This window comes from Phenylobacterium sp., assembly GCF_020253645.1.
In the GTDB taxonomy this organism is placed as follows: Bacteria; Pseudomonadota; Alphaproteobacteria; order Caulobacterales; family Caulobacteraceae; genus Phenylobacterium.
This window is the reverse complement of the sequence record NZ_JADCBG010000203.1, coordinates 1-20624: the sequence shown is the minus strand read 5'-3', so window position 1 is coordinate 20624 and position 20624 is coordinate 1. Positions and strand designations below refer to the sequence as shown.

General features: G+C 65.7%; 13 protein-coding genes. 7 read left to right on the top strand and 6 right to left on the bottom strand.

Going from position 1 to position 20624, the window contains the following annotated elements; all coding sequences use genetic code 11:
• Positions 1-63 precede the first annotated feature (63 nt).
• Entirely contained in the window at positions 64-945 is an 882-nt protein-coding gene (locus tag INE98_RS13305) for a hypothetical protein (protein WP_293539491.1), read from the top strand.
• A 154-nt stretch (positions 946-1099) separates the two neighbouring features.
• Positions 1100-1699 carry a TetR/AcrR family transcriptional regulator gene (locus INE98_RS13300; protein WP_293539489.1) on the top strand — a complete coding sequence of 200 codons (600 nt, stop codon included), beginning with the start codon at positions 1100-1102 and terminating at the stop codon, positions 1697-1699.
• 3 nt (positions 1700-1702) lie between these two features.
• On the opposite strand, the gene INE98_RS13295 is transcribed toward INE98_RS13300, so the two are convergent.
• On the bottom strand, positions 1703-3172 hold the full coding sequence (locus INE98_RS13295) for an MFS transporter (RefSeq protein WP_293539488.1): 1470 nt from the start codon (positions 3170-3172) through the stop codon (positions 1703-1705).
• 137 nt (positions 3173-3309) lie between these two features.
• Here INE98_RS13295 and INE98_RS13290 point away from each other — a divergent pair, with 137 nt between their 5' ends.
• The 4 genes from INE98_RS13290 (at position 3310) to INE98_RS13275 (ending at position 8934) form a co-directional block, all read left to right on the top strand.
• The gene (locus INE98_RS13290) at positions 3310-5652 is read left to right on the top strand and encodes a TonB-dependent receptor (RefSeq protein ID WP_293539487.1); all 2343 of its coding nucleotides are present in this window, start codon (positions 3310-3312) and stop codon (positions 5650-5652) included.
• A 920-nt stretch (positions 5653-6572) separates the two neighbouring features.
• Positions 6573-7115 (top strand): DUF3833 family protein, encoded by a 543-nt coding sequence (locus INE98_RS13285; protein WP_293512016.1) that lies wholly within the window; start codon positions 6573-6575, stop codon positions 7113-7115.
• Positions 7116-7218: 103 nt separating this feature from the next.
• A complete protein-coding gene (locus INE98_RS13280) occupies positions 7219-8091 on the top strand; it encodes an SDR family NAD(P)-dependent oxidoreductase (protein WP_293539485.1) in 873 nt (290 codons plus the stop codon).
• Between the two features lie 3 nt (positions 8092-8094).
• On the top strand, positions 8095-8934 hold the full coding sequence (locus tag INE98_RS13275) for a DUF547 domain-containing protein (protein ID WP_293539483.1): 840 nt from the start codon (positions 8095-8097) through the stop codon (positions 8932-8934).
• Between the two features lie 300 nt (positions 8935-9234).
• On the opposite strand, the gene INE98_RS13270 is transcribed toward INE98_RS13275, so the two are convergent.
• Together INE98_RS13270 and INE98_RS13265 are read right to left on the bottom strand one after the other, a co-directional pair.
• On the bottom strand, positions 9235-11397 hold the full coding sequence (locus INE98_RS13270) for a TonB-dependent receptor (RefSeq protein WP_293539481.1): 2163 nt from the start codon (positions 11395-11397) through the stop codon (positions 9235-9237).
• A 580-nt stretch (positions 11398-11977) separates the two neighbouring features.
• Positions 11978-16681 (bottom strand): DUF3320 domain-containing protein, encoded by a 4704-nt coding sequence (locus INE98_RS13265; RefSeq protein ID WP_293539480.1) that lies wholly within the window; start codon positions 16679-16681, stop codon positions 11978-11980.
• Between the two features lie 364 nt (positions 16682-17045).
• On the opposite strand from INE98_RS13265, the gene INE98_RS13260 reads away from it, so the two are divergent.
• A complete protein-coding gene (locus tag INE98_RS13260; protein ID WP_293539478.1) occupies positions 17046-17348 on the top strand; it encodes a HigA family addiction module antitoxin in 303 nt (100 codons plus the stop codon).
• A gap of 396 nt (positions 17349-17744) precedes the next feature.
• Here INE98_RS13260 and INE98_RS13255 read toward each other — a convergent pair whose 3' ends face one another.
• From INE98_RS13255 to INE98_RS13245, 3 genes are all read right to left on the bottom strand, one after another.
• Complete coding sequence (locus tag INE98_RS13255; RefSeq protein ID WP_293539477.1) at positions 17745-18713, bottom strand: nitronate monooxygenase; 969 nt, start codon at positions 18711-18713, stop codon at positions 17745-17747.
• A gap of 5 nt (positions 18714-18718) precedes the next feature.
• Positions 18719-20284, bottom strand: coding sequence for an AMP-binding protein (locus tag INE98_RS13250; RefSeq protein WP_293539475.1), 1566 nt, complete (start codon positions 20282-20284; stop codon positions 18719-18721).
• A 157-nt stretch (positions 20285-20441) separates the two neighbouring features.
• On the bottom strand, positions 20442-20624 hold a 183-nt coding region (locus INE98_RS13245), incomplete at its 5' end, for an alpha/beta hydrolase (protein WP_293539473.1).

Here is a 20624-nt window from a genome sequence, read left to right as displayed (position 1 = left end):
GTCTTGTATTATACTTGCCGTCAATAAATCCGCCCCTCAAGCGGCGGTCAAGGGAGGCCGGGAGTGACAACAGAACCCTTTACCGCCGAAGAGCAAAACGGCGTCCTGGCGGGACCAATCCGTCGCCCGGTCAATCTCTCACGAGATGCGGCCGGATCCATCCATGACGATGCAACGGCGCAGACGCTGGGGTTCCGGGGCGGGACCGTGGCGGGAAACATTCACTGCGAGCAGTTCCCGCCGCTTCTGCTCGCGCGGTTCGGTGATGGCTGGAGACAGAGAGGGGGACTTTCCCTGCACTTCCTGAACGCCACCACGGATGGAGAACCTGTCCAGGCGTTTGTCGGCGCCGCCGAGACCCTCGCCGACGGCGTTCGCCGGGCGCCGGTCTGGATGGAGACTCCTGAGGGCGTGCGGGTCTGCGAGGGCACGGCCTGGGCCGGCGGCGCGGATCCCGACTCCGCCCTCCGGCAGAGGGTCGCCCAGCAGCGGCCAGCGACGGAGCTGCGAATCCTCAGGGCCTCGCACGTCGGAGACAGGGTCCACGATGTCCCGAGCCGGCTCGACAGCAAGACAGCCCTGAGGCGGCTGGAGGGCGTGACCGAGCCCCTCCCGGAGTACCGCGACGCGGCGCTCTTCGGAGGTCTGGTGGCGGCGCCCGCCGTGGCCATCGACGCCCTCCGCGCCGTCGAAAAGCCCCTGTTCCCCACCGACGGCGACTTTGTCGGCATGTTCGGCGCGATCGAGCTGGAATTTCTGGACGGACCGGTCTTCCTGGATCGCGACTATCTGGCCGATGGCCGGGTGCTGGCCCTGGGGGAATCCCCGAAGACCGAAGTCGCCTGGTACGAAAGCACGCTGCGGGAGGCGAAGGATGGACGTCCAGTGGCGCGACTTGTGATGATGAGCCGCCTGCTGAAGGCGTCTTCGACGCATTGGGCCTAGTCGCGAGGTCGGGGCGACTGCACGCCGGGAATCCGGTGGCTTTGGATCCTGGGAAATCGTGGCACACTTAGCCCCTCTTGCCGGAGGAGTCCTTGCCAGATCCCTTTGTCAGCTCTGCAGACCGCAAGGCCGCAACATGAGTCCGAACGCCTCCTTGAAGCGCAAGCGCATCCGGCTGGCGCCCGAGGTCCGCCGGGAACAGATCCTGGACCAGGCAGCGCACCTGATCCTGGCTGAGGGCCTCTATGCGGTCAGCATGGAGCGGCTCGCGCGCGACATCGGGATCAGCAAGGGCCTGGTCTACAACTACTTTCCCACGCGGGACGCCCTGTTGACGGCGCTTCTCAACCGGGAACAGGCGGAGTTGCGCGACCGGGGCATGGCCAGCGCCCTGGAGGCCGAGAGCTTTGAAGACCTGATCCGCCAGACTACCCGGCTCTACCTGGAGCAGACACGCGACCGCGGCGCACTGATCGCCGCCCTGCTCTCCGACCCCTCCGTCGCTCTCCTTATGGAGGCGGAGAACCGGGCGGACAGGGAGCGGACCGTCCGCTACTTCGTGCGGGCCGCGCGGCGTGAGTATGGTCTGCCCCTGCCTGTGGCCATCTCGGCCGTGGAGATGGTTTCAGCGATTACGGACCAGGCGGGACGCCTGGTGGCGGACGGACAGCTCGACGTGGAGACAGCGACAGGGATGTGCGTGGCCCTGATCACCGGCGGCCTCCAAAGCCTGGGTCAGTCCCACGGATCCTGAAGCTCAGACGCCCGGACTCGGCGTGGCGCCCTGCCTTCGAAGGGCGGCGGCGATCTCCGCATGACGGGCCCTTGTGATCCCGTAGGACGCGAAGATGACCATCGACGCCACGGCGATGATGGCGGGGATCGGTCCCCAGACCAGAACGAGCCTCACCTGGACCTCATGCGGCAAGACCGCGCCTATGGTCTGGCCGATCTCGCGAGGGAACCTGATGAGGTCAAGGGCCACTCCCGCAAGGAGGACTCCGATGCCAACGGCCGCCTTGTTGGCGAAGCCCAGGCCTGCAAAGTAGATACCCTCCCGACGTCGCCCGAAGAGGTGTTCGTGCTCATCGGCGGCGTCCGCCATCATCGAGGGATAGGCGACACTCACCAGTCCGATCCCGATGCCGGCGACGAAGGAGTTGATCTGCATGGGCGCCAGGGCGGCCTGCCCCACGGGCGCATAGACGCCTGCGAGCCATGCGCCCTGCATCACCAGCCAGTTGCAGATCAGAAGGGAGAGCCCCACCAACACCACGGTTTTCTTCTCGAGACGCGCCTGGACGCGGGGGGCTGATCCAACCCCAAGCAGCAGGCCGACGACGAAGGCGTAGGAGATGAACTGGATCGACTCGCTCTTGAGCAGCCAGACGAAGACGAAGGAATGGCTGTTCAGGGTCGCGTTCAGCCCCTGGGCCAGGTAGGTCACCAGCGCCGAGATGAAGAGCAGCCGGAACGATCGGTTGGCGAAGATCTCCTTCACCTCGGAGGGGAGCCGCCGCCACATGGGCTGCGGAACCTGGTCAGGCTGTGGCAGGACCGCTGCGTACCTGAGGAGGCCCAGGCAGCAGGCCGTCATGCAGACGAACAGGATGGCGCCGGCCACCCACCCAAAGCCGGGATAACCCTCGGCGCGCTGCAAGCCCCCGTTCGCGAAGAAGGTGCTGTATCCTACTGCTATGATCGCAAGGCCGGCCAGGACCCCTGCGGCGGACCGGTAGACCACGACGCTCGTCCTCTCCGCATAGTCCGTCGTCAGCTCCGCCCCGAGGGCCACGTATGGCACGTGGAATAGAGAGATGGCGGTGCGGCCCGCCACCGAGAACGCGACGAGCCAGGCGAACAGGAGCGGTGGGGACAGATCCGGCGGTGGCGAGAACAGCAGGCCGACACTGATCACGGTCGGCAGGATCGCCGCCATCATCAGCGGCAGGCGGCGACCGAGCCGGGACTTGAGATTGTCCGAGAACGATCCGATGAAGGGGTCCACCACCGCATCGAAGGCCAGCCCGATAGCAAGGGCTGCGCCCACCAAGGCGCCTGAAAGGCCGAGGACCGCGGAATAGTAGAAGAAAACGAAGCCCACTGCGGTGTCGAAGCCGCCGGACTGCGCTGCCTGGCCAAGGCTGTAGAAGACCTTCTGCACCCTCGTCGGGGAGGCCGGACGGGTCGCCTCGGCTCGCTCGGCGGGAAATTCGGACCGCTCCATGCCGCCCCTCTTGTTATTGACGGAATATTCAATTGGGCTTGACGGTTCCCCGCCCGCCCCTCTAGCTATTGACGGCTACTATAATCAACACGCTGGCGGTCAAGGGAGAGCTTCCTGCCGCCGGAGGGGAGTGCGAGATGCGAAACTACCGTTCCGCCGCCGTCGCTGCGGCATCAACGATCGCCCTGATGGCCAGCGCATCCACGGCAGCCGAGTCCGCCAATCAGATCGAGGAACTGGTCGTCACCGCCCAGAAGCGGGAACAGAACCTCCAGGATGTCCCGATCGCCGTCAGCGCCTTCTCGGCCGTCGCCCTGGACAGGGTGCAGATCGAGGACGCGACGGACATCCAGCTTTCGATCCCCAACGCCGTCCTCACCGGAAATGACCGCTTCACCCTGCGGGGGGTCGGCAACAACGCCCTGGCCGGGGTCGATCCGGGCGTACCGACCTTCGTCAACGGCGCGGCCGTCGGCTATCCGCCGCAGAACGAGTACTTTGATGTTGCCCGGATCGAGGTGCTGAGGGGGCCACAGGGCACCCTCTATGGCCGCAACACCACCGGCGGGGCGATCAACATCATCACCCGCAAGCCGGGCTCCGAGTTCGGCGGGGAGGTCAATGTCCAGGCTGGCAACTACGAGAGCCTCCGGGTGGGCGGCGCCGTCGACCTGCCCCTGGGCGAGGTCGCCGCCGTTCGGCTGGCGGGCTACTCCCTCGACCGCAGCGGCTACACCCGCAACGAGGCGACCGGCAATGACGTCGATGGCCGGAGCCAGTGGGGCGCCAGGGGTTCTCTGGTTCTGGACCTCGGAGATCGGACCGATGCGACCTTGGTGCTCAGCCGGTTCGAGGAGGACAGTTCGCGCGCCCGGGAAGGCAAGAGACTCTGCAAGGCCCACCCGGTTCTGGGCTGCGACCCGAGGTTCCTTGGCTTCGACTCCCCTGATGCGAATACGACGATCCTGCAGACCCTGTCGCGGATCTTCACCCCCTTCCCGGCGGGCGGGAACATCTATGCCGGTGCGCCAAACCCCACCGACCTGCGACGGATCGCGGCCGATACGGACCCGACCTATACGGCTGAGCAGACCGCCGCCTCGCTTGAGTTCAACCACGACTTCGGGCAGCTCACGCTTTCAGCCGTCCTCGGCTATTCGAAGTTCTCCACCGAGCAGAATACCGACTGGGACAACGCCGACCTGCCGTTCCGCTTCACCCAGTCGATCACCTACTTCAAGGATCGCGACACCCAGGTCACGACCAATCGCCTTCTGACGACAGACAGCTTCACCTCGCGTGGGGACACCAAGACCGGCGAGCTTCGCCTCGCCTCACAGTTCGAAGGCCGCTTCAATTTCCTCCTGGGCTACTTCGGCGCCCAGGGGACCAGCTCTGGTGGCTTCGAGACCTGGCATCCGTCCATCGAGCTCTTCCAGAAAGCCCAGGGCCGCCCGGCGGAGACCTGGCGGATCTCGGCCCTGACCCGTAATGGGAAGAACGAGACCTGGGCGCTCTTCGGTGAAGGGTACTACGAGGTGACGTCGGACCTCCGCCTGACGTTGGGCCTGCGCTACACCGAGGAGGAACGCTCCGGCGAGAGCCGTTCCATCGTGCTGTCCGGTCTCAACCCCTGGGCCTACGCAAAGTTCCAGGGCCAGAAGACCACCTACAAGGTCGCAGCCGACTGGTCGCCCGACCTGTCCTTCACGGACAAGACCCTTGTCTATGGCTCCGTGGCGACGGGCTACAAGGGCGGAGGGCAGAACTCCAACGCCACGGCCCCGACCTTCGGTCCCGAGACCGTGACCGCCTATGAGGTGGGAACCAAGAACCTGCTTGGTGACGGCGCCCTGCAGGCCAACCTCACGGCTTTCTACTATGACTACACAGGGCTGCAACTGGGCCAGCGGATCAATGGCGGCGTGGTCACCCGAAACGCCGACGCCGACATCTTCGGGCTAGAGGGCGAGTTCATTTACTCCCTGGGACAGAACTGGCTGTTCGATGCCAATCTCTCGCACCTGAACACCCGCATCGGGACCTTCCTGAGCGAGGACGCCGCCAATCCGGCTCAGAGCCTGACGGCCACCACGCCCACGGTGCAGATCAACCTCGAAGGCAACGAACTGCCGCACTCGCCAGGCTTCAAGGCCAGGGCGGGGGCCCAGTACCAGACCGCAGTCGGGTCCGGCGACTGGACCGCGACCTTCCGGGTCGACGCTACCTGGCAGGACGCCTACTACGCCCGGGAGTACAATACGCCTACCGACCGCATCGACGCTTGGGGCGTGATCGACCTGCAGTTCCGCCTCGAGAACGACCCCATGGGCCTCAGCGCGCGGCTTTTCGTGAAGAACCTCACCGACGATGACAACATCACCAACATCATCATCGAGGACGCCCTGATCGGCCGCTACCGCAACGCGCGCCTGCTGGAGCCCCGGACCTACGGCGTCATCCTGCAGAAGCGGTTCTAGTCGCACGACGGACCGCCGTGGAGGCGCACGTGCGCCCCACGGTCACGCCCGAAGGCTACGCCGCGCTGCGAGAAGGCGGCCGATGAGCGGACCCGGAGCGCGGTGTTCAACGCGTCTGGCCGAGCCTCTTGCCGACGCAACCTGTCCTTGTTCTCCCGGATGAATTCGCTTTAAGACCTCCCCCGAGGAGAAAGCCCATGACCGAGACATCGAGTGCGATGCGTCGCGGTGCGCTGGTCCTGACCGCGGGTGCGATGGTCGCAGGGTGCGCCACCCGCCCGGGCGCCCGGCCGACCGCCATGGGCGGGGCCCTTGCCAGCCTTGTCCTCGTTGCAGCGCTGTCCGGCGCGCCCTCATCGGCGGAGGCGCAGGGTCCTTGCGCTGGAGCGAAGACCGCCTGCGTGGTCAGCGCCTTGCCGTCGAGCGGGTCTCTGGTCCCGCCGGGGCCGACGATTTTGCGGGTCGAGTTCGACAGACCCATGCGACAGGACAGCTACTCGATAACAAACGCGCCCGGCGGGGCGCCGCCGCCGGTGGCTGGCCCGCCGCGATTTTCGGCGGATGGGCGGACGTTCGAGTTACCCCTGTCGCTTCAACCTGACCTGACCTACGCGCTATCGGTAAACAGCGAAACTCACCGTAACTTCCGTGGCCTGGATGGGACGACGGCGGCGCCTCACGGCATCGTCTTCAGGACGGACCGAAGCAAAGCGGTTCAGCTGAGCGAAGACCGTAGGGGTGCTGCGGGAACGGCAATCCGGACTTTGTCTGATGGCGCAGTGCAGCCTGTCCCAGAGGCGGGCCTGCGGGCAGGTCCTTAAGGCGTCATTCGCCCCCCGGGGGCTGAACCACCCGCCACCGTTTCTTCCCCCTGTTCTCTCAGGCGAGTTTCGTCTAAATTTCCCCCGAGGAGAAAGCCCATGATCGAGACATCGAGGACGACGCGGCGGGGTGCGCTGGTCCTGACCGCGGGTGCGATGGTCGCCGGATGCGCCACCCGCCCGCCCGCGCCGCGGACCCGGCCCGCCGCCCTGACCCTGGAAGAGGCCTTCCTGGGGCGCACGGTGGGCGAGGGGGTGTTCAGCTTTCCCATTGCGCGGGTCAATCGCCGCTTCCGCGCCGACCTTGACGGGCGTCTGGAGGGAGACCGCCTGACCGTGGTGGAGGACTTCTTCTACGAGGATGGCGAGACGAACCGGCTGACCTGGGTGTTTGACCGGGCCGGGCCAGGCCGCTGGACGGGCAGGCGGGAAGATACGGTCGGCGTGGCCGCCGTGACGGAAGACAACGGGCTGATCCGGCTGGAGTACCTGGCCGATGTAAGTTCGCGCGGCAGCGTGACCCGCCTGGGCTTTCGCGATCTGATCTATCGGACAGGCCCCGACGTGATCGTGAACGAGGCGGTCGTGTCCTGGAACGGGCTGCCGCTGGGCTCGGTCCGGTTCGAGATCCGGCGGGCCTGAGGATGTCTCAATACGGCGAGCGCTCGGAACGTGTCGGCGGACTGATGCGCGCGAGCGCCAAGGCGGCCCCGGCCGCCCACAATGATCGCTGCGGTGAAGGAGCATGAGCGTGATCGGACCGGTGGTGGTGACGGGCGCGTCGAGCGGCATCGGACGGGCCTGCGTCGAGCGGCTGGCGAAGGCCGGCGTGCGGACCTTCCCGACCGTGCGCAAGGAGGCCGACGCCCTCTCCCTGACGGAGGCCTTCGGCGCGCTTGTCGAGCCGGTGCTGGCGGATGTGACGGACGCCGCGAGCCTGGCCCGCGCTGCGGCCGAGATCGAGACCCGTCTTGCGGGGAGCCGTCTTGGCGGCCTGGTGAACAACGCCGGCGTCGCCTTGCCGGGTCCTGCATTGAGCCAGCCCCTCGACGAGATCCAGCGCGTGATCGACACCAATCTGGTCGGCGCCATGCGGGCAGTGCAGGCCTTCGGCCCCCTGCTCGGCGCCGTACCGGGCGCGGCGGGCCCCAAGGGCCGGATCGTCAACATCACCTCGGTGTCGGGCAAGTTCGGCTATCCCTTCACCGCCGCCTACGCCGCGTCCAAGCATGGGCTGGAAGGCTATTCCGAAAGCCTGCGCCGCGAACTCATGCTCACGGGCGTCGATGTGATCGTGGTCGGGCCCGGCGCGGTGAAGACGCCGATCTGGGACAAGGGCGCCGCCGTCGACCGGTCGCGCTATGAAGGCACGGGCTGGGCCGCCCCGCTCACCCGGCTGGAGGAGAGCCTGGCCGCGATGGATGAGGAGGGGCTGGAGGCCTCCGTCGTCGCCGATGTGGTGCTGGAGGCGCTGACCGCCGCCCGTCCGAAGCCCCGCTATGCGCCCGTGCCGCAGCCGCTGGTGAACTGGTGGCTGCCGCGGCTCTTGCCGAAGCGCCTGATCGACGGGGTGATCGCCGACCGGCTCGGCCTCAGGCCGAAGTCCGCCACGGAGTAAGGCATGGAGCCGGGCTTAAAGACCTTCAGCCGGCGACGCCTGCTGATCGCCGGAGGGCTCGCCGGCCTTGCCGCGGGGCCCGCCCGGGCGGCGCCGACCGACCGCTTCACCTCCGGCGCCCATGGATCGAAGGTCCTCGACCACTCGGCCTTCGACGCCTTGCTGGAGACCTATGCGCGTCTGGCGGCTGATGGCGTCGTTCGCGTCGATTACGCCGGCTGGGCGGCCTCGCCGAACGACCTCCGGCGTCTGAAGCGGTATCTTTCTGAACTGAGCCGGGCCGATCCGCTCTCGCTGACCCGGGCCGAGCAATTCGCCTACTGGGCCAACCTCTACAATGCGCTCACGCTCGATGTGGTGCTGGCCGCCTTCCCCGTGCGATCGATCCGCGACATCCGGCCCTCGCTGCTGGCCGCCGGTCCCTGGCGCCAGGAGCGCATCACGGTCAGCAGCGCCAGCCTGTCCCTCGATGCAATCGAGCATGACATTCTTCGAAGGGCCTGGCGGGACCCCCGCGTTCACTATGCGGTCAACTGCGCCTCCTTCAGCTGTCCGGACCTGCCGCGCCGGGCCTGGCGAGGGGCCAGTCTCCAGGCCGCTCTCGACGAGGCGGCCCGCACCTATGTCAATCATCCGCGGGCGGTGCGTTTCGAGGGCGACGCCCTGGTCGTGTCCTCGATCTACAGGTGGTACGCCGAGGACTTCGGATCGTCGGATGCCGCCGTGATCGCGCATCTGGCGCGCTTTGCACGGCCGCCGCTCGCGGCGCGGCTGAAGGCCAGCCGCCGGATCGCCCGCACCACCTACGACTGGTCCCTCAACGCGGTCAGGACGGCCGGGTAAGCGCCATTGGCCGGCCGGCTCCCCCCGGACCTGCAATCCCGGATTCCGGAGGGCCGCCACGCACCTTGACCGGATCTTCCTGCGGCCATCGGGTCCAAGCGGTTCACCCTCTTTCGGACCGTCTCGTGGCGGATGTCGAAGCCGCGGTTCGGGTTGTGGAACTTCGCCATGAACGGCGATCTCAGGCGCCTCGGCCGCCGGGCGCTGAGGCTGGGCTGACAGCGGCCGCAGCATCCGCCTCAGGTTGACTTGACGACGCCCGAAAAACGCCCGCGACGGCTCTTGGGCTATGGTGCGGGATCAGAAGGCGTAGCTCAGGCCCGCCTGAAAGGTCCGCTGAGGTCCGGGCAGGATCCCGCGAGAACGATCCACGATCGTCAGCTCGTCGAACAGGTTCTTCACCGCCAGATAGCCGCCCAGGCGGCCGTCCGGCGCGGTGAGATTGATCGTCGCGTTCCAGATGGTGGCGGGTCGGATACGTCCGCGCTGGCCATTGGCGGTCGGGGCGAGGGTGTTGAGATCATCGGTGAACATTTCGCCGGTGTGGACGATCTCGATCTGCCCCTCGAACCAGTCACCCCGGGCGTAGCCGACGGCTCCGGAAAACAGCGTCTTGGGCGCATATGGCAGACGATTGCCGGTGACGACCACATTGGTGAAGCCACTCACGTTGGAGAGCCGTCGGCCAACGAACTTGGCGTCTGACACTACAGTCAGGGCGGCGCGAACGAAGAGGTCGTCGCCGTTCAACAGGCCCAATTCCCGGGCCGAGGCCTGCAGGCTGGCTTCGAATCCCGAGTGTCGGGTCTCGCCGGCGCTGGTCAGGGTCGCGCCGAGCCCCCCGGCGACCGAGGCAGGGACGATCTGGTTCTCGAAGTCCATCCGGAACGCCGCCACGTCAAGGCGAACACCATCTACCGGCTGACCGCGCAAGCCGGCTTCCCAGGCGGTGGAGATCTCCGCGTCGAGGTCGACCGCACCGCCAGTGGTGTTGTTGATGATGTCCTCGACGCGCGGCGGGGCGAAGCCGCGATGCACGCCGCCGAAAAGGGTCCAGCGGTCGTTCATCTCGTAGGCGGCGCCAAGCCCGGGGATCACCTCGTTGAGCGAGGCGGACCCGCGCACGCCGGTCAGCCGGTTCACCCGATCGTACTCGATGCTCTCAATTCGCAGACCGGGACTGACCGACAGCGGCCCCCAGGCCAGACGGGCGGTGGCGAAGCCGGCGATCGCCTTCGCATAGCGCAGATTGTCTTCGATCAGGCCTGCATTACGGCCGACGCCGGCGCGACGGGCGCGGGGCGTGTCGCCGTTGACCTGCAGGCGCGCCTGGCGCTCATTGGCCCAGCGCAGGCCAGCTTCCGCCGACACGTCTGCGCCCAGGGCGGGGCCCTTCCAGGTCAGGCGGCTCTCGGCGCCCCAGGTAATATACTCTCGCAGGCGGCCCTCGTTGCCGCATGTGGTGTCGAGATTGGCCATGCCGCCGCAGGCTGGATCGCTGGCGTCGTTGGGCCGTTGACTGGAGCTGGAAGACTGGCGCCACCAGTCCCGATCGAACCAAGCGTAATGGATCGACGTCTTCAGTTGGAGAGACTCGGAGACCCGCCAGCCATGTGTCGCGGAGGCTCCCACGTGGTCGCTCGTGAAGGAGTCGTTTGCGAAGGGATTGGCGCGCGGATTGGCGGAGAACTCTGCCGCCGTCAGGCCGGAATAGGTGAGCTGACTGTCCTCGGCGAACGTCGATAGGCGCAGGGACAGCCGATGGGCGTCTGACAGGTCGCGCTCGGCCTTGAAATAAATGTCCTCGAACCGCAGGCGCTGGTTGTCGCGCGCGCTGTCGGAACGGGTGGTGTTGATGTGGGCCAGGGTGGCGAAACCCAGCACCTCGCCGCCCACGCTGGCGTCGGTCTCCAGATACCCATTGTCGCCGGCGGCGAAGGTGAGCCGGCCGCCCGGCTCGGTGCGGGCGTCGGGCGTGACGTAGTTGATGACCCCGCCGATGGTCTGGGGGCCGAACCGGATCTGACTCGCCCCTTTCAGCACCTCGATCCGTTCGAAGCGGCGGATCGGCGGGTGATAATAGCTGGCGTTGTCGCCGTAGGGGGCGAAGCTGAGCGGCAGGCCGTCTTCCAGCAACAAGACCTTGGTGGATCGCGTAGGATTGAGCCCCCGGATGCCGATATTGGGCCGCATCCCCATGCCTTCTTCGTCGCGGGCGAAAACGCCGGGCGCCTGACGCAGCGCCTCGTTGACCGTCAGGGGTCGCATGCGGCGCAGGTCTTCGGCCTCGATCGTGGCGCCGGCGCCAGGGATGTTGGGCAACTCCCTTCGGTCTCCGATGACGATCACGGTGTCGAGCAGCGGCGCCTCGTCGGCGGCCTCGGCCGAAAGAGCTGCAGGGGCGCCGACCAGAGCCATGGCGCCAGCGAGGCATAGGGCGGAACGAAAAGACAGGGTACGCATGATGAAATTGCGAATAAGTCGCAATCGCGGCCATGTCAAACGCTCTGCGACATGATCCGGACCCGGGCCGACGCGTCGCGGTTACGATCTCGCCTCGTCCCACCTCGGCGGCGCCGGAGCTTAAGGCGAAGCGGCTGCGGGGCTTGAGCCTCAGGCAAGGATGACAGGCGATAGGGATTTCAGGTCCTGACTAACGGGCGACATTTGGAATGGCAGTCATCCGGCGGCGACCGGAGCGGACCGCCCATAGCATGCCGTAGTCGCCGCCCAACGCTCCTCTGCCCCTCAGCCCGAAAGGCCTGAGCGGAAGGGGCATGCATCCGAGCGTGTCCCAAGCAGGCTCCAATTTTGGAGCATTGCCTTGAATGCCGCAGGGGAGAATCGATTCTCATGACCAAGATGGTTCGCGCCCGCATCCCGCTCGATATCCAGGAGGCACAGACGTTCGACAGGTTCCGCGACATGGCGGAACCGGTCTGCTCAGGCAGGGATGTCGGGAGGGTTGGGGGCGGTGTGGGCGGTCGTGAGCGAGGCGGTCTGCCACTCGAACCGCCGCAATACGGTCCATACGCCGGCCAAATCAGGCTGGGGCTTTGATCCTGCCGAGATGGTCGCGCGCAAGGTTTGGAAGCAGACGTTCGGTGATCGCCTCCTCGATTGCCGAACGAATGTCCGGCCCGGTGCGAGCAAACCCCAAAAGCCGGGCGGTCTCCGTGATGAGCTCTTCCTCGGTCATGGAGAGGTTTTCCTGCAAGGCGTGGCGGGCTGCGGCCTCGAACTCGACTGGCGCGATCATCGCGGGTTTGCGCACCGTGTCCTGTGCTGAAAGTTGCCCACGGTCCCTGCCGAAAATCGTGGCGCCGGGCCGACTCCAGAAGTCGCCTTCAGGCGATATCTCCCCTGACCGTTCGCAGTACTGGAGCGCCCGAAGGGCCGTCTGTTGGACGACGTTTCCGGCGCGCTGCAGGCCGCAAATCGCGGCAAGCCGTCGACCCGCCTCCTCCGAATGGATGGGTTGTTCCTGCTCCACGATGCGGAGCATCCAGGAGGCGACTTGAGCGAGACCGAAGTCCTGCGGTTTGGCGGCGCCGTCGGACACACGGAATTCGGCCTTCAGGTAGGGATCAAGCCGATTAGGCCCGGAAGACGGCAGGAACCCTCCGTCCCCGACCTCGTCGCCCACCTGATCGTGGTGATCCTCGTCTGGATCCGACGGCTTTGGATCATCGGACCTGGCCGGCCGTTCACCTGCAAGCGCCGCCCGGATCGAGTTCCCGATTCTCTCGATCTCGCGCTCGCGCTTGTAGAACCAGTCTGTGGACCAGATGCGATGCAGCCGCCAACCGCGGTTCTCAAGGATCATCTGCCGCAAACGATCCCGGTCCCGTGCGTAGCGGGATGAATGGTAGGCCGCCCCGTCACATTCGATGCCGAGCAGGTAGCGACCCTCGTCGCAGGGATCGATCACCGCCAGATCGACGAAGAAGCCAGCCATGCCAACCTGCGGCCGCACTTCATAGCCAAGGCCGCGAACAGCCTGCGCCACGTCTTCCTCGAATGGCGAGTCGAACCCCCGTTCGGTCTCTGTGGCGACTGCTGCATAACCGTCTTTGGCGAGCTTCAGGAATTCCTGCAGGGCCCGGACGCCCGGCTTGCCAGCGCCGTCGAGGCGAATGTCCTCCGCCACGATCGAGGAGAACACTTCGCATCGCTTCCGGGCGCGGGTGATCAACACGTTCAGGCGGCGCTCGCCGCCATCACGCCCCACAGGTCCGAAGTTCTGGGTGAGTTTTCCGTTGGCGTCCCGACCGTAACCCACGGAAATGAAGATGACGTCCCGCTCGTCGCCCTGGATATTCTCCAGGTTCTTGATGAAGAGCTCCTTCCGGTCGCCGGAGGGCTTCATCAGAGCCTCTAGCTCCGGGTGCTTCCGGGCAAGCTCGTCGACCTGGTCGCGTATGCAGTCACGCTGCGCGACCGAAAAGGCGCCGATGCCGAGGGATAGCTCCGGGCTGCGCCGCGCATGCTCGAGCGCCGCCCTTGCGATGAGACCCGCCTCAACTTCATTTCGTGCCGTCTTGCCACGCTCATAGCCGCCCTCGGGTACAGGCCGGAAGACGAGGCCCGTATCCCCGTCCGTCGTTCTGGCGACGATTGAGGGAGGCAGCATGAGTTCGCCGCGATAAAAATTCCGGTTCGAGGTCGCGATCAGAGCCGGATGCTCGCTGCGGTAGTGCCACTTCAGCATCCGCTCCGGAAATCGCGGCGCGCAGAGGTTCAGGATGCTTTCCACATCCTTGATGGCCGCCTTTCGGGGTGAGCCGGCAGGAAGGTCATCCTCCTCGTCATCCGCCCCCTCATCATTGATGAGGCGGTTAAAGAAGTTGGTCGGAGGCAACTGCCGATCATCACCCACGACCACGAACTGCCGGCAGCGCGCAATTGCGCCGAGAGCGTCCTCGGGACGCACCTGGCTCGCCTCGTCGATGACAAGCAGATCAAATTCCAGGGCCATCGGCTGCAGATACTGGGCCACCGAGAGCGGGCTCATGAGGAAGACGGGCTTGATGCGCTGCACAGCTTCGCCAGCCTTCAGCATAAGCTTTCGCACGGGCATATGATTGCGTTGCTTTCTGAGCTCATCGGCAAGGATGCCCATCGCGCCCGTCGACCCCGTCGGACGCCGGTCGATATGGGCTCGGGAGACCTGGTCCGAAGCCAGCCGTATCCGGTCTTTATCCGCAGTCCTGAACCGCTTGAGGAGACGATCGAGTTCATCCCCGAGCACTTCGCCAAGCTCCGGATTTTGCGAGCGAAGCCGGTTCCACTTCGCCTCGAAGATCGCAAGGGCAAGAATCGGCTCGAGCTGAGCGGGCGCCACGCGACCGGCGTAGGCGCCTTCGGCAAGCCGTGGACAGCCAAGCTGCCGAATCCAGGCCAAGCCGTCCCGCGCCGCAGTCCAGTCGACTAGGGAAGCGAAATTCTCGGACCACTGGATCGCCGTCGCAAGCAGCAGCTCGCACGGAACCTCCCGCAGGTCGGCTTCCTCGAAGGCCAGATTCAGGTCCAGTTTCAGGGCTTCGACTGCATCGCCAAACGCAGCCTCCGCAGCCTCGCCTGCACGCCCAAGGCGATCCGCGAGGTCCTGAGCCTCTTTGGAAGGGAGCATCGGAAGGCGGATGCCGAGGATCTCCTCGGCATGAACCAGCCTCGGCAACCAGGCGGCCAGTTCCGCCAGTCGCTCCCAGTCCGAATGGAGGCCGCGCCAGTGCGACCCCAGCACCGGTTCCACCCTCTCACCAAGGGAAAGGATTGTGGCTCGGACCTGCTTGAGTTCAATCAGGGCGTCGAGCTTTTCCAGCCGGATCCGGCCTTGTTTCGGCCAGACGCCACTCCAGTGTCCGCGCACCTCTGCGACGGCGTCCCGGTAGGACTTCGAGAGGAACCTGAAGATGGAGTCGCCGCGGCCCGCAATGACAACGCGGACCTGCGACCAGTCCCGCTCAAGGGCGTCTGGACGGAAGGCCTGGGTTACGACGGCCTCAAGACTCGCGAGCCGGAGCCCGTTCTGGACAGCGACACCAATCTCCGCGAGGACGTTGCGCCAACGACCATCGGCGATGATCTCCTCGAATCCGGCAGGGCGAGTTGCAATCAGATTGAGCGCATCCAGCCAATCCGGCATTCGACGGAGTGGAAATTCACCAGGAACGGTAAGTCGTCGCCGGACTGCATTGACCTCTTCAACAAGCGCTGTTGCGGCTTCTCTGCAGCCCGCGATCCGTGGTCTCAGGCGGTCACGGGCCAGCGGATCTGGCGATGGAACGCCAACGCCCCGCCAGGGGTGAAGCGCCGGAGTCCCGGACGTCAGAAGGCGACCGGCGACCAGCGACGCCTCGCGCCGGACGTCCTCCACGCGGGCCGGAGTCCATTCTGCGGCGTTCGGAAGTTGGAAGTCCGGCGTTGGCGCTCCGGCGCCCCTCAGAAACGAAATCTCACCCATGAGCCTGAAAGGAGTGAATCCGAGCGGATCGGGCGTGTGAAGCAGGTCGGAATGGCTGCGAAGCCGTGTCTGCGTCTCACCGAGCGCGGCGAAAGCGGACTCAGCCCACATCGGCGGGGGTGCGGTGTTCTGGCCCTTCCGAAGCTGTTCGAGCACAGAGCTCTTTGACGACTTTCGGCTGTGAAGTTCGAGGCAGATGGGTCCCAGCTTCGCCGCCGCCAACCGCTCGTGCACGACTTCCAGCGCCGCCATCTTCTCAGCCACGAAGAGAACGGATTTCCCGCTGGCCACGGCGCCGGCGACGATGTTGGTAATTGTCTGCGACTTGCCCGTGCCGGGCGGTCCCTGGATCACGAGGTTCTTGCCGGCCAGAACCTCCTGGATCGCGATGGCCTGGGAACTGTCCGCGTCCGTGACATGGATCAGTTCGGCAGGCGTAAAAACCTGATCAAGCCGATCATCCTCGGCGATCAGAGGGGTATCTGCGATCTCGTCGTCATCAAAATCACGCAGCAATAGCTGCCTGAGGAGGCCGTTTTCCAGCAGGACGCCATCGCCCCAGCTGTCCGGCTTCAGGTCCCGCCAAAGCAGGAACTTCGAGAAGGAGAAAAACCCGAGGAGCATCTCATTCTGGTGGACCCGCCAGCCTTCCAGGCCTTCAACAGCACTTGCAACGTCGTCGAAGTATTGACTCGGGCTCCAATCCTCACGCTCCGGAATCTCGGGAAGCTCGACCCGGAACTCTTCCTTCAGCCAGGCCTGCAGGCTCAGGTTCGTGATGAGATCCTCATCACGAACCTGGAGCCTGAACCGATCGCGCGCTCCCTCCCGGATCAATTCGACCGGCAGCAGCAGGAGAGGGGCGAACCGCTCGACCTCGGATCTGGCGTCCTCACGCCACTCCAGGAATCCCAGCGCAAGGAACAGGACGTTGACCCCCTGCTCCTCCTCAAGCGTACGGCCTTCATGGTAGAGGCTCAGAAGGCGCTTCTGCAGCCCATCCAAGGTCATCTGTGTTTGAAGCCTGGTGTTCGAGTGGCGATCTGAGTCCGCGCTCGCTTCGGCCAGCCCGGTCTGGCCTTGATCTTCGGCATCCTCGCCGCGGCCGTGTGCAAACGTAAACGCACCTCTGCTGCGGAGGCGGGCAAAGACTTGATCGCTCAGTTCGTCGAAGATGCGGACCTGCCGCGCCTTGCCCGATTTCAAGGGGGTATTGATGAGCCTGTTCCGCAAAGACCGGTCGAGAAGTCGGTCTCGCGCAAGCTCCAATGCCGTCTGCATCGTGTCGGAAAGGAGACTATTGTCGCCTTTCTGTTCCGACGCGACCGATGGCTCAGGACCACCATCCTGAGGGTCCACCACGGTTCCTGACATAACCACCCCCAACCCAGAAGTGAGACTGGGCCAAACCGGCGGAGGTCGCGAGTCTTGCTCGAGCCCCTCGACGTGAGCCTTGTGACGCCCTCAGAACTACAGCCGATGCTGTTGTTCACTAGAGACCGAAAGATTCAGCCTCTGGCAATAGAGCGCACAGGCTGCGGAACAGGTGTCGCCGGGCGATGACCGTGACGAAGAACTGGCGCCTGACCTTCATCAGGATCGATGAAACGAAAATGGCCGACCTGGACCTGGAGGATGATCACTGATGGCCATGACCCTGCATCCTTCCCTCGCGGTTCACCCCGGTGACTGGCTGAAAAGCGAGATCGTCGACCCTCACGGCGTGAGCATCAATCGCCTCGCCGCCGCCTTCCATGTGACCCGCCAGACCCTCAGCAACCTCTTCAATGGCCACACCGCGCCGTCCGCCGACATGGCGATCCGGTTCGAGAAGGCGTTCGGCGTCAGGGCCGATACCTTGATGCGCATGCAGACCGCCTATGACATGGCGCAGGCCAGGGCCCGGGCCGACGACATCGTCGTCGATCGGGTTTTCATCGACTCCTGAGACGTTCGGGGCGCTTCGACCTCGACGCCGGCTGGCATCACTACAAGTGGGTTCAGACTTGAGCCGCCCCGGAGACGCGCCTCGTTCCGGGCCTGAACCGGCCCTCGAACCCCGCCCCAAGGGACGTCTCCGCAGACGGTTCAGGCGCGAATAGGCCCGCAGGTTCCGCGACATGTCGGAACCGCTCTGCTCAGGCAGGGATGTCGGGAGGGTGGGTGGCGGTGGGGGCAGTCTGCAGACAATTGATCTCCGTCATGGGGCAATGGCTTCTCAGGCAGGTGACCTAGATTTGAAGACCTGCGGGAACTCATCAAGGCGAAGCCTGGTGGCCGGACTAGGTCGCCTCTCGGGCTTACGTGCCGCGACCTAATGGCGATTGAGGGTGGGGCGCCAGGATCAACCCGGCCGAGTGGTCGGAGGGCGGTCAGGAATTGAGCGCTCCGCGGCGTACTCCGAGGAAAGGCGACCCACGAGTTCCTCGACACTAGGAACGCCCAGGACACCCGAGACTGAGTGCCCTGCACTCCAGATGTCTCGCCATCGCCTCGGACCGTCACCCTCAGGGCCGTAGAGGGCGCGGGCGACGTCCGGGTCGGGATTGCGGTCGAGGGCCTCAGGATCAAGTCCCGCCGCCCGGACTGACGGGCGTAGAATGCTCGTTGGTAGACCTGTGAAGGCGGGCGTGAGGATCACGTCATCCATGCCGCTGTCGACCAGCATTTGCTTATAGGCCTCCGGCGCGGCGCTCTCCTGGGTCGCGATGAAGCGCGTTCCCATATAGCCGAGATCACACCCCAGGACCTGCGCCGCCTGCAGGGAGGCGCCATCCGACAGGCCACCCGCAAGTATCAGTGGGCCATCAAAGAATGTGCGGACAGCTCGGACGAAAGCGAACGGATTGGCCCAACCCGTCTGGCCGCCGGCGCCGGCTGTCAGGAGGACGAGTCCGTCCGCACCTGCCCCAATGGCCCTGCGGGCGTGTTGTACTGAAGCAACGTCCGCGAAAACGAGGCAACCTGCAGCGTGAAGCGGCGCCACGACGGGCTCTGGCGACCCGACGCTGGTGATCACCATCTCCACGCCATGGGCGATCAGGCGATCGAGATCTGCGCCGAGAGTCGGGCTGCGCATGATCAGGTTCGGGCAGAAGGGCGCCGCGCGAGGAGAGAGTCGGCTTCGGAGCTGGCCCAGCCAGTCGTCCAGCTCGTTCGGCGATCGACAGTTGGCCGTCGGAAAAGCGCCAATCACTCCCGCCTTGCAACAGGCCTCGACAAGCGGCAGACCGGAGACCCGAAGCATGGGTGCGGCAATCACCGGCAGCGAAAGCCGGCCCAGGATGTCGGCGAAAGGGTCCGCTTCGGCCACGCCAATCACCCCCGGCGTTCGGCAGGATCGTTCACGGGAACCGCGAGCCTCACCGCCAGTTCCCTGAGCTCACGTTTCAGGACCTTGTCCAGGAGCCCCTTTGGCAACTCGTCGACCACATGAAGGCTCCGCGGCCTCTTGAAGTCGGCCAGACGCTCCAGGCACCGCGCCCGGATGGCGGCGAGCGTCTCGTCGGGTCGTCCCTGGATCACGACGAAGGCGACAGGGACCTCGTCCAGCATTCGATCCGGTAGTCCGACGACTGCGGCTTCCCTGACACCCGCGACCTCGAGGATGACCTGCTCGATCTCGACGGCGGCGACGTTCTCGGCTCCTACCTTCAGGATGTCCTTGGTACGCCCCGCGTAGAAGGCGTGACCGTCGGGGGCGGCGATGACCTGATCGCCGGTGCAGAACCACCCGTCGGGGTCGAAGGCCTCGGAAGTGGCCTGAGAATCATGGAGATAGCCTTGGAAGATAGTCACGCCGGGCTGGCCCTTGATCCAGAGGCTGGCCACCTCGCCCGCTGAAGGCGGAAGTCCGTCCTCACGCCTCAGGTCCACCCGGTAGCCGGGATTGACCCGCCCCATTGCGCCCTCTGGCCCAGGGTGATGCAGATCCGAGCTCAGTGGCTGGCTGATCATCTCCGTCATCCCGAAGGCGCCTAGCGTCCGGATGCCCCAGCGGGAGCTGACCGCCTTCAGGTCTCCCGCGCAGACCCAGGTCCTGAACCGGTGAGAGGGCGGATCCGGCAGCCCAGAGACCGCCTGCAGGGTGAAGCCGACCATGTTGGCCCACGTGCATCCATGGGCCACCGCTACATCCCAGAACCGGGTCGCGGAGAAGCGCGGCATCAGGACGACGCTCCCTCCCGAATTCAGGGTCCCGAGGAAGTTCCAGCTCAGGGCAACGGCGTGGAATAGCGGCAGGAAGACGAGGCAGCGGTCCTCCGGCGTGAGGCCGAAGTGCGCGGCGTTGGCCCTGGCCGCCCACAGCACATTCGCGTGGGTCCAGACCACACCCTTCGGGCGCGCCGTTGTCCCGGAGGTATACATAACGCTGCAGGGCGCCTCCGACGTCGCCTCCCAGGTCGGGCAGGCCTCGAGTGGAGCCCTCAATGTGTCCAGGGATTGGGCGTCCGGCAGGTCTGTCGGATCGATGGAGACAATCCAGCGACAGTTTGCCGCCCTCTTCTTGAGCAGGCCGGCATAGGCCGAACTGGTGATCGCACCTACGGCCCGTGAGTGTTCGACAAAATAGGCGAGTTCGTCCCGGGTCGCCCGGGTATTCGTCGTCACCGCGACCGCGCCGATCCGAGCGCAGGCGAACCAGGCCAGCAGCAGGGCTGGATGATTGTCGAGATGGATGATGACGGCGTCGCCAGGCTTCACGCCCATGCCGGCCAGACCTGCGGCGTAGGCGCGGGTCTCGTCTGCGAATCCCGCATAGCTGTAGGCCTTGGTCTCACCCTCGGCGGGGCTCCAGATCAGCAACGGCTTGTCACCGAAGCGCAAGGCCTGCCTGTCGAGAAGGTCCGGCGCATTGCGACCCACAAAGGGACTGAGCTCCATCCTTCAACCTCCAATGACGGGCGTTGCACGTCTGCGCGCCCTCACCCTCCAGCGCCCCTCGACCATGGCGGCCCCCATGGGATTTCGACGGTCGGCGCCGCGGGCGTGTGAGTGGAGGGAAGCGAAGTCCCACATGCCGCCCGGGTCGGATCTGACCTCATCCCAGGCTCTTCGCATACGTGATCACTGTGTCCGCGATCAGCTGGGGCTGTTCTGGAAGCATGGCGTGACCGGCGTTGGGCGCCTCGATTACGGAGACCTGGGCGCCGAGCTCCTCCTTGAGGATCCGGGCGTTTGCTGGGGGAGCGAGGATGTCTTCCCGGCCCTGGATGACCAGGAT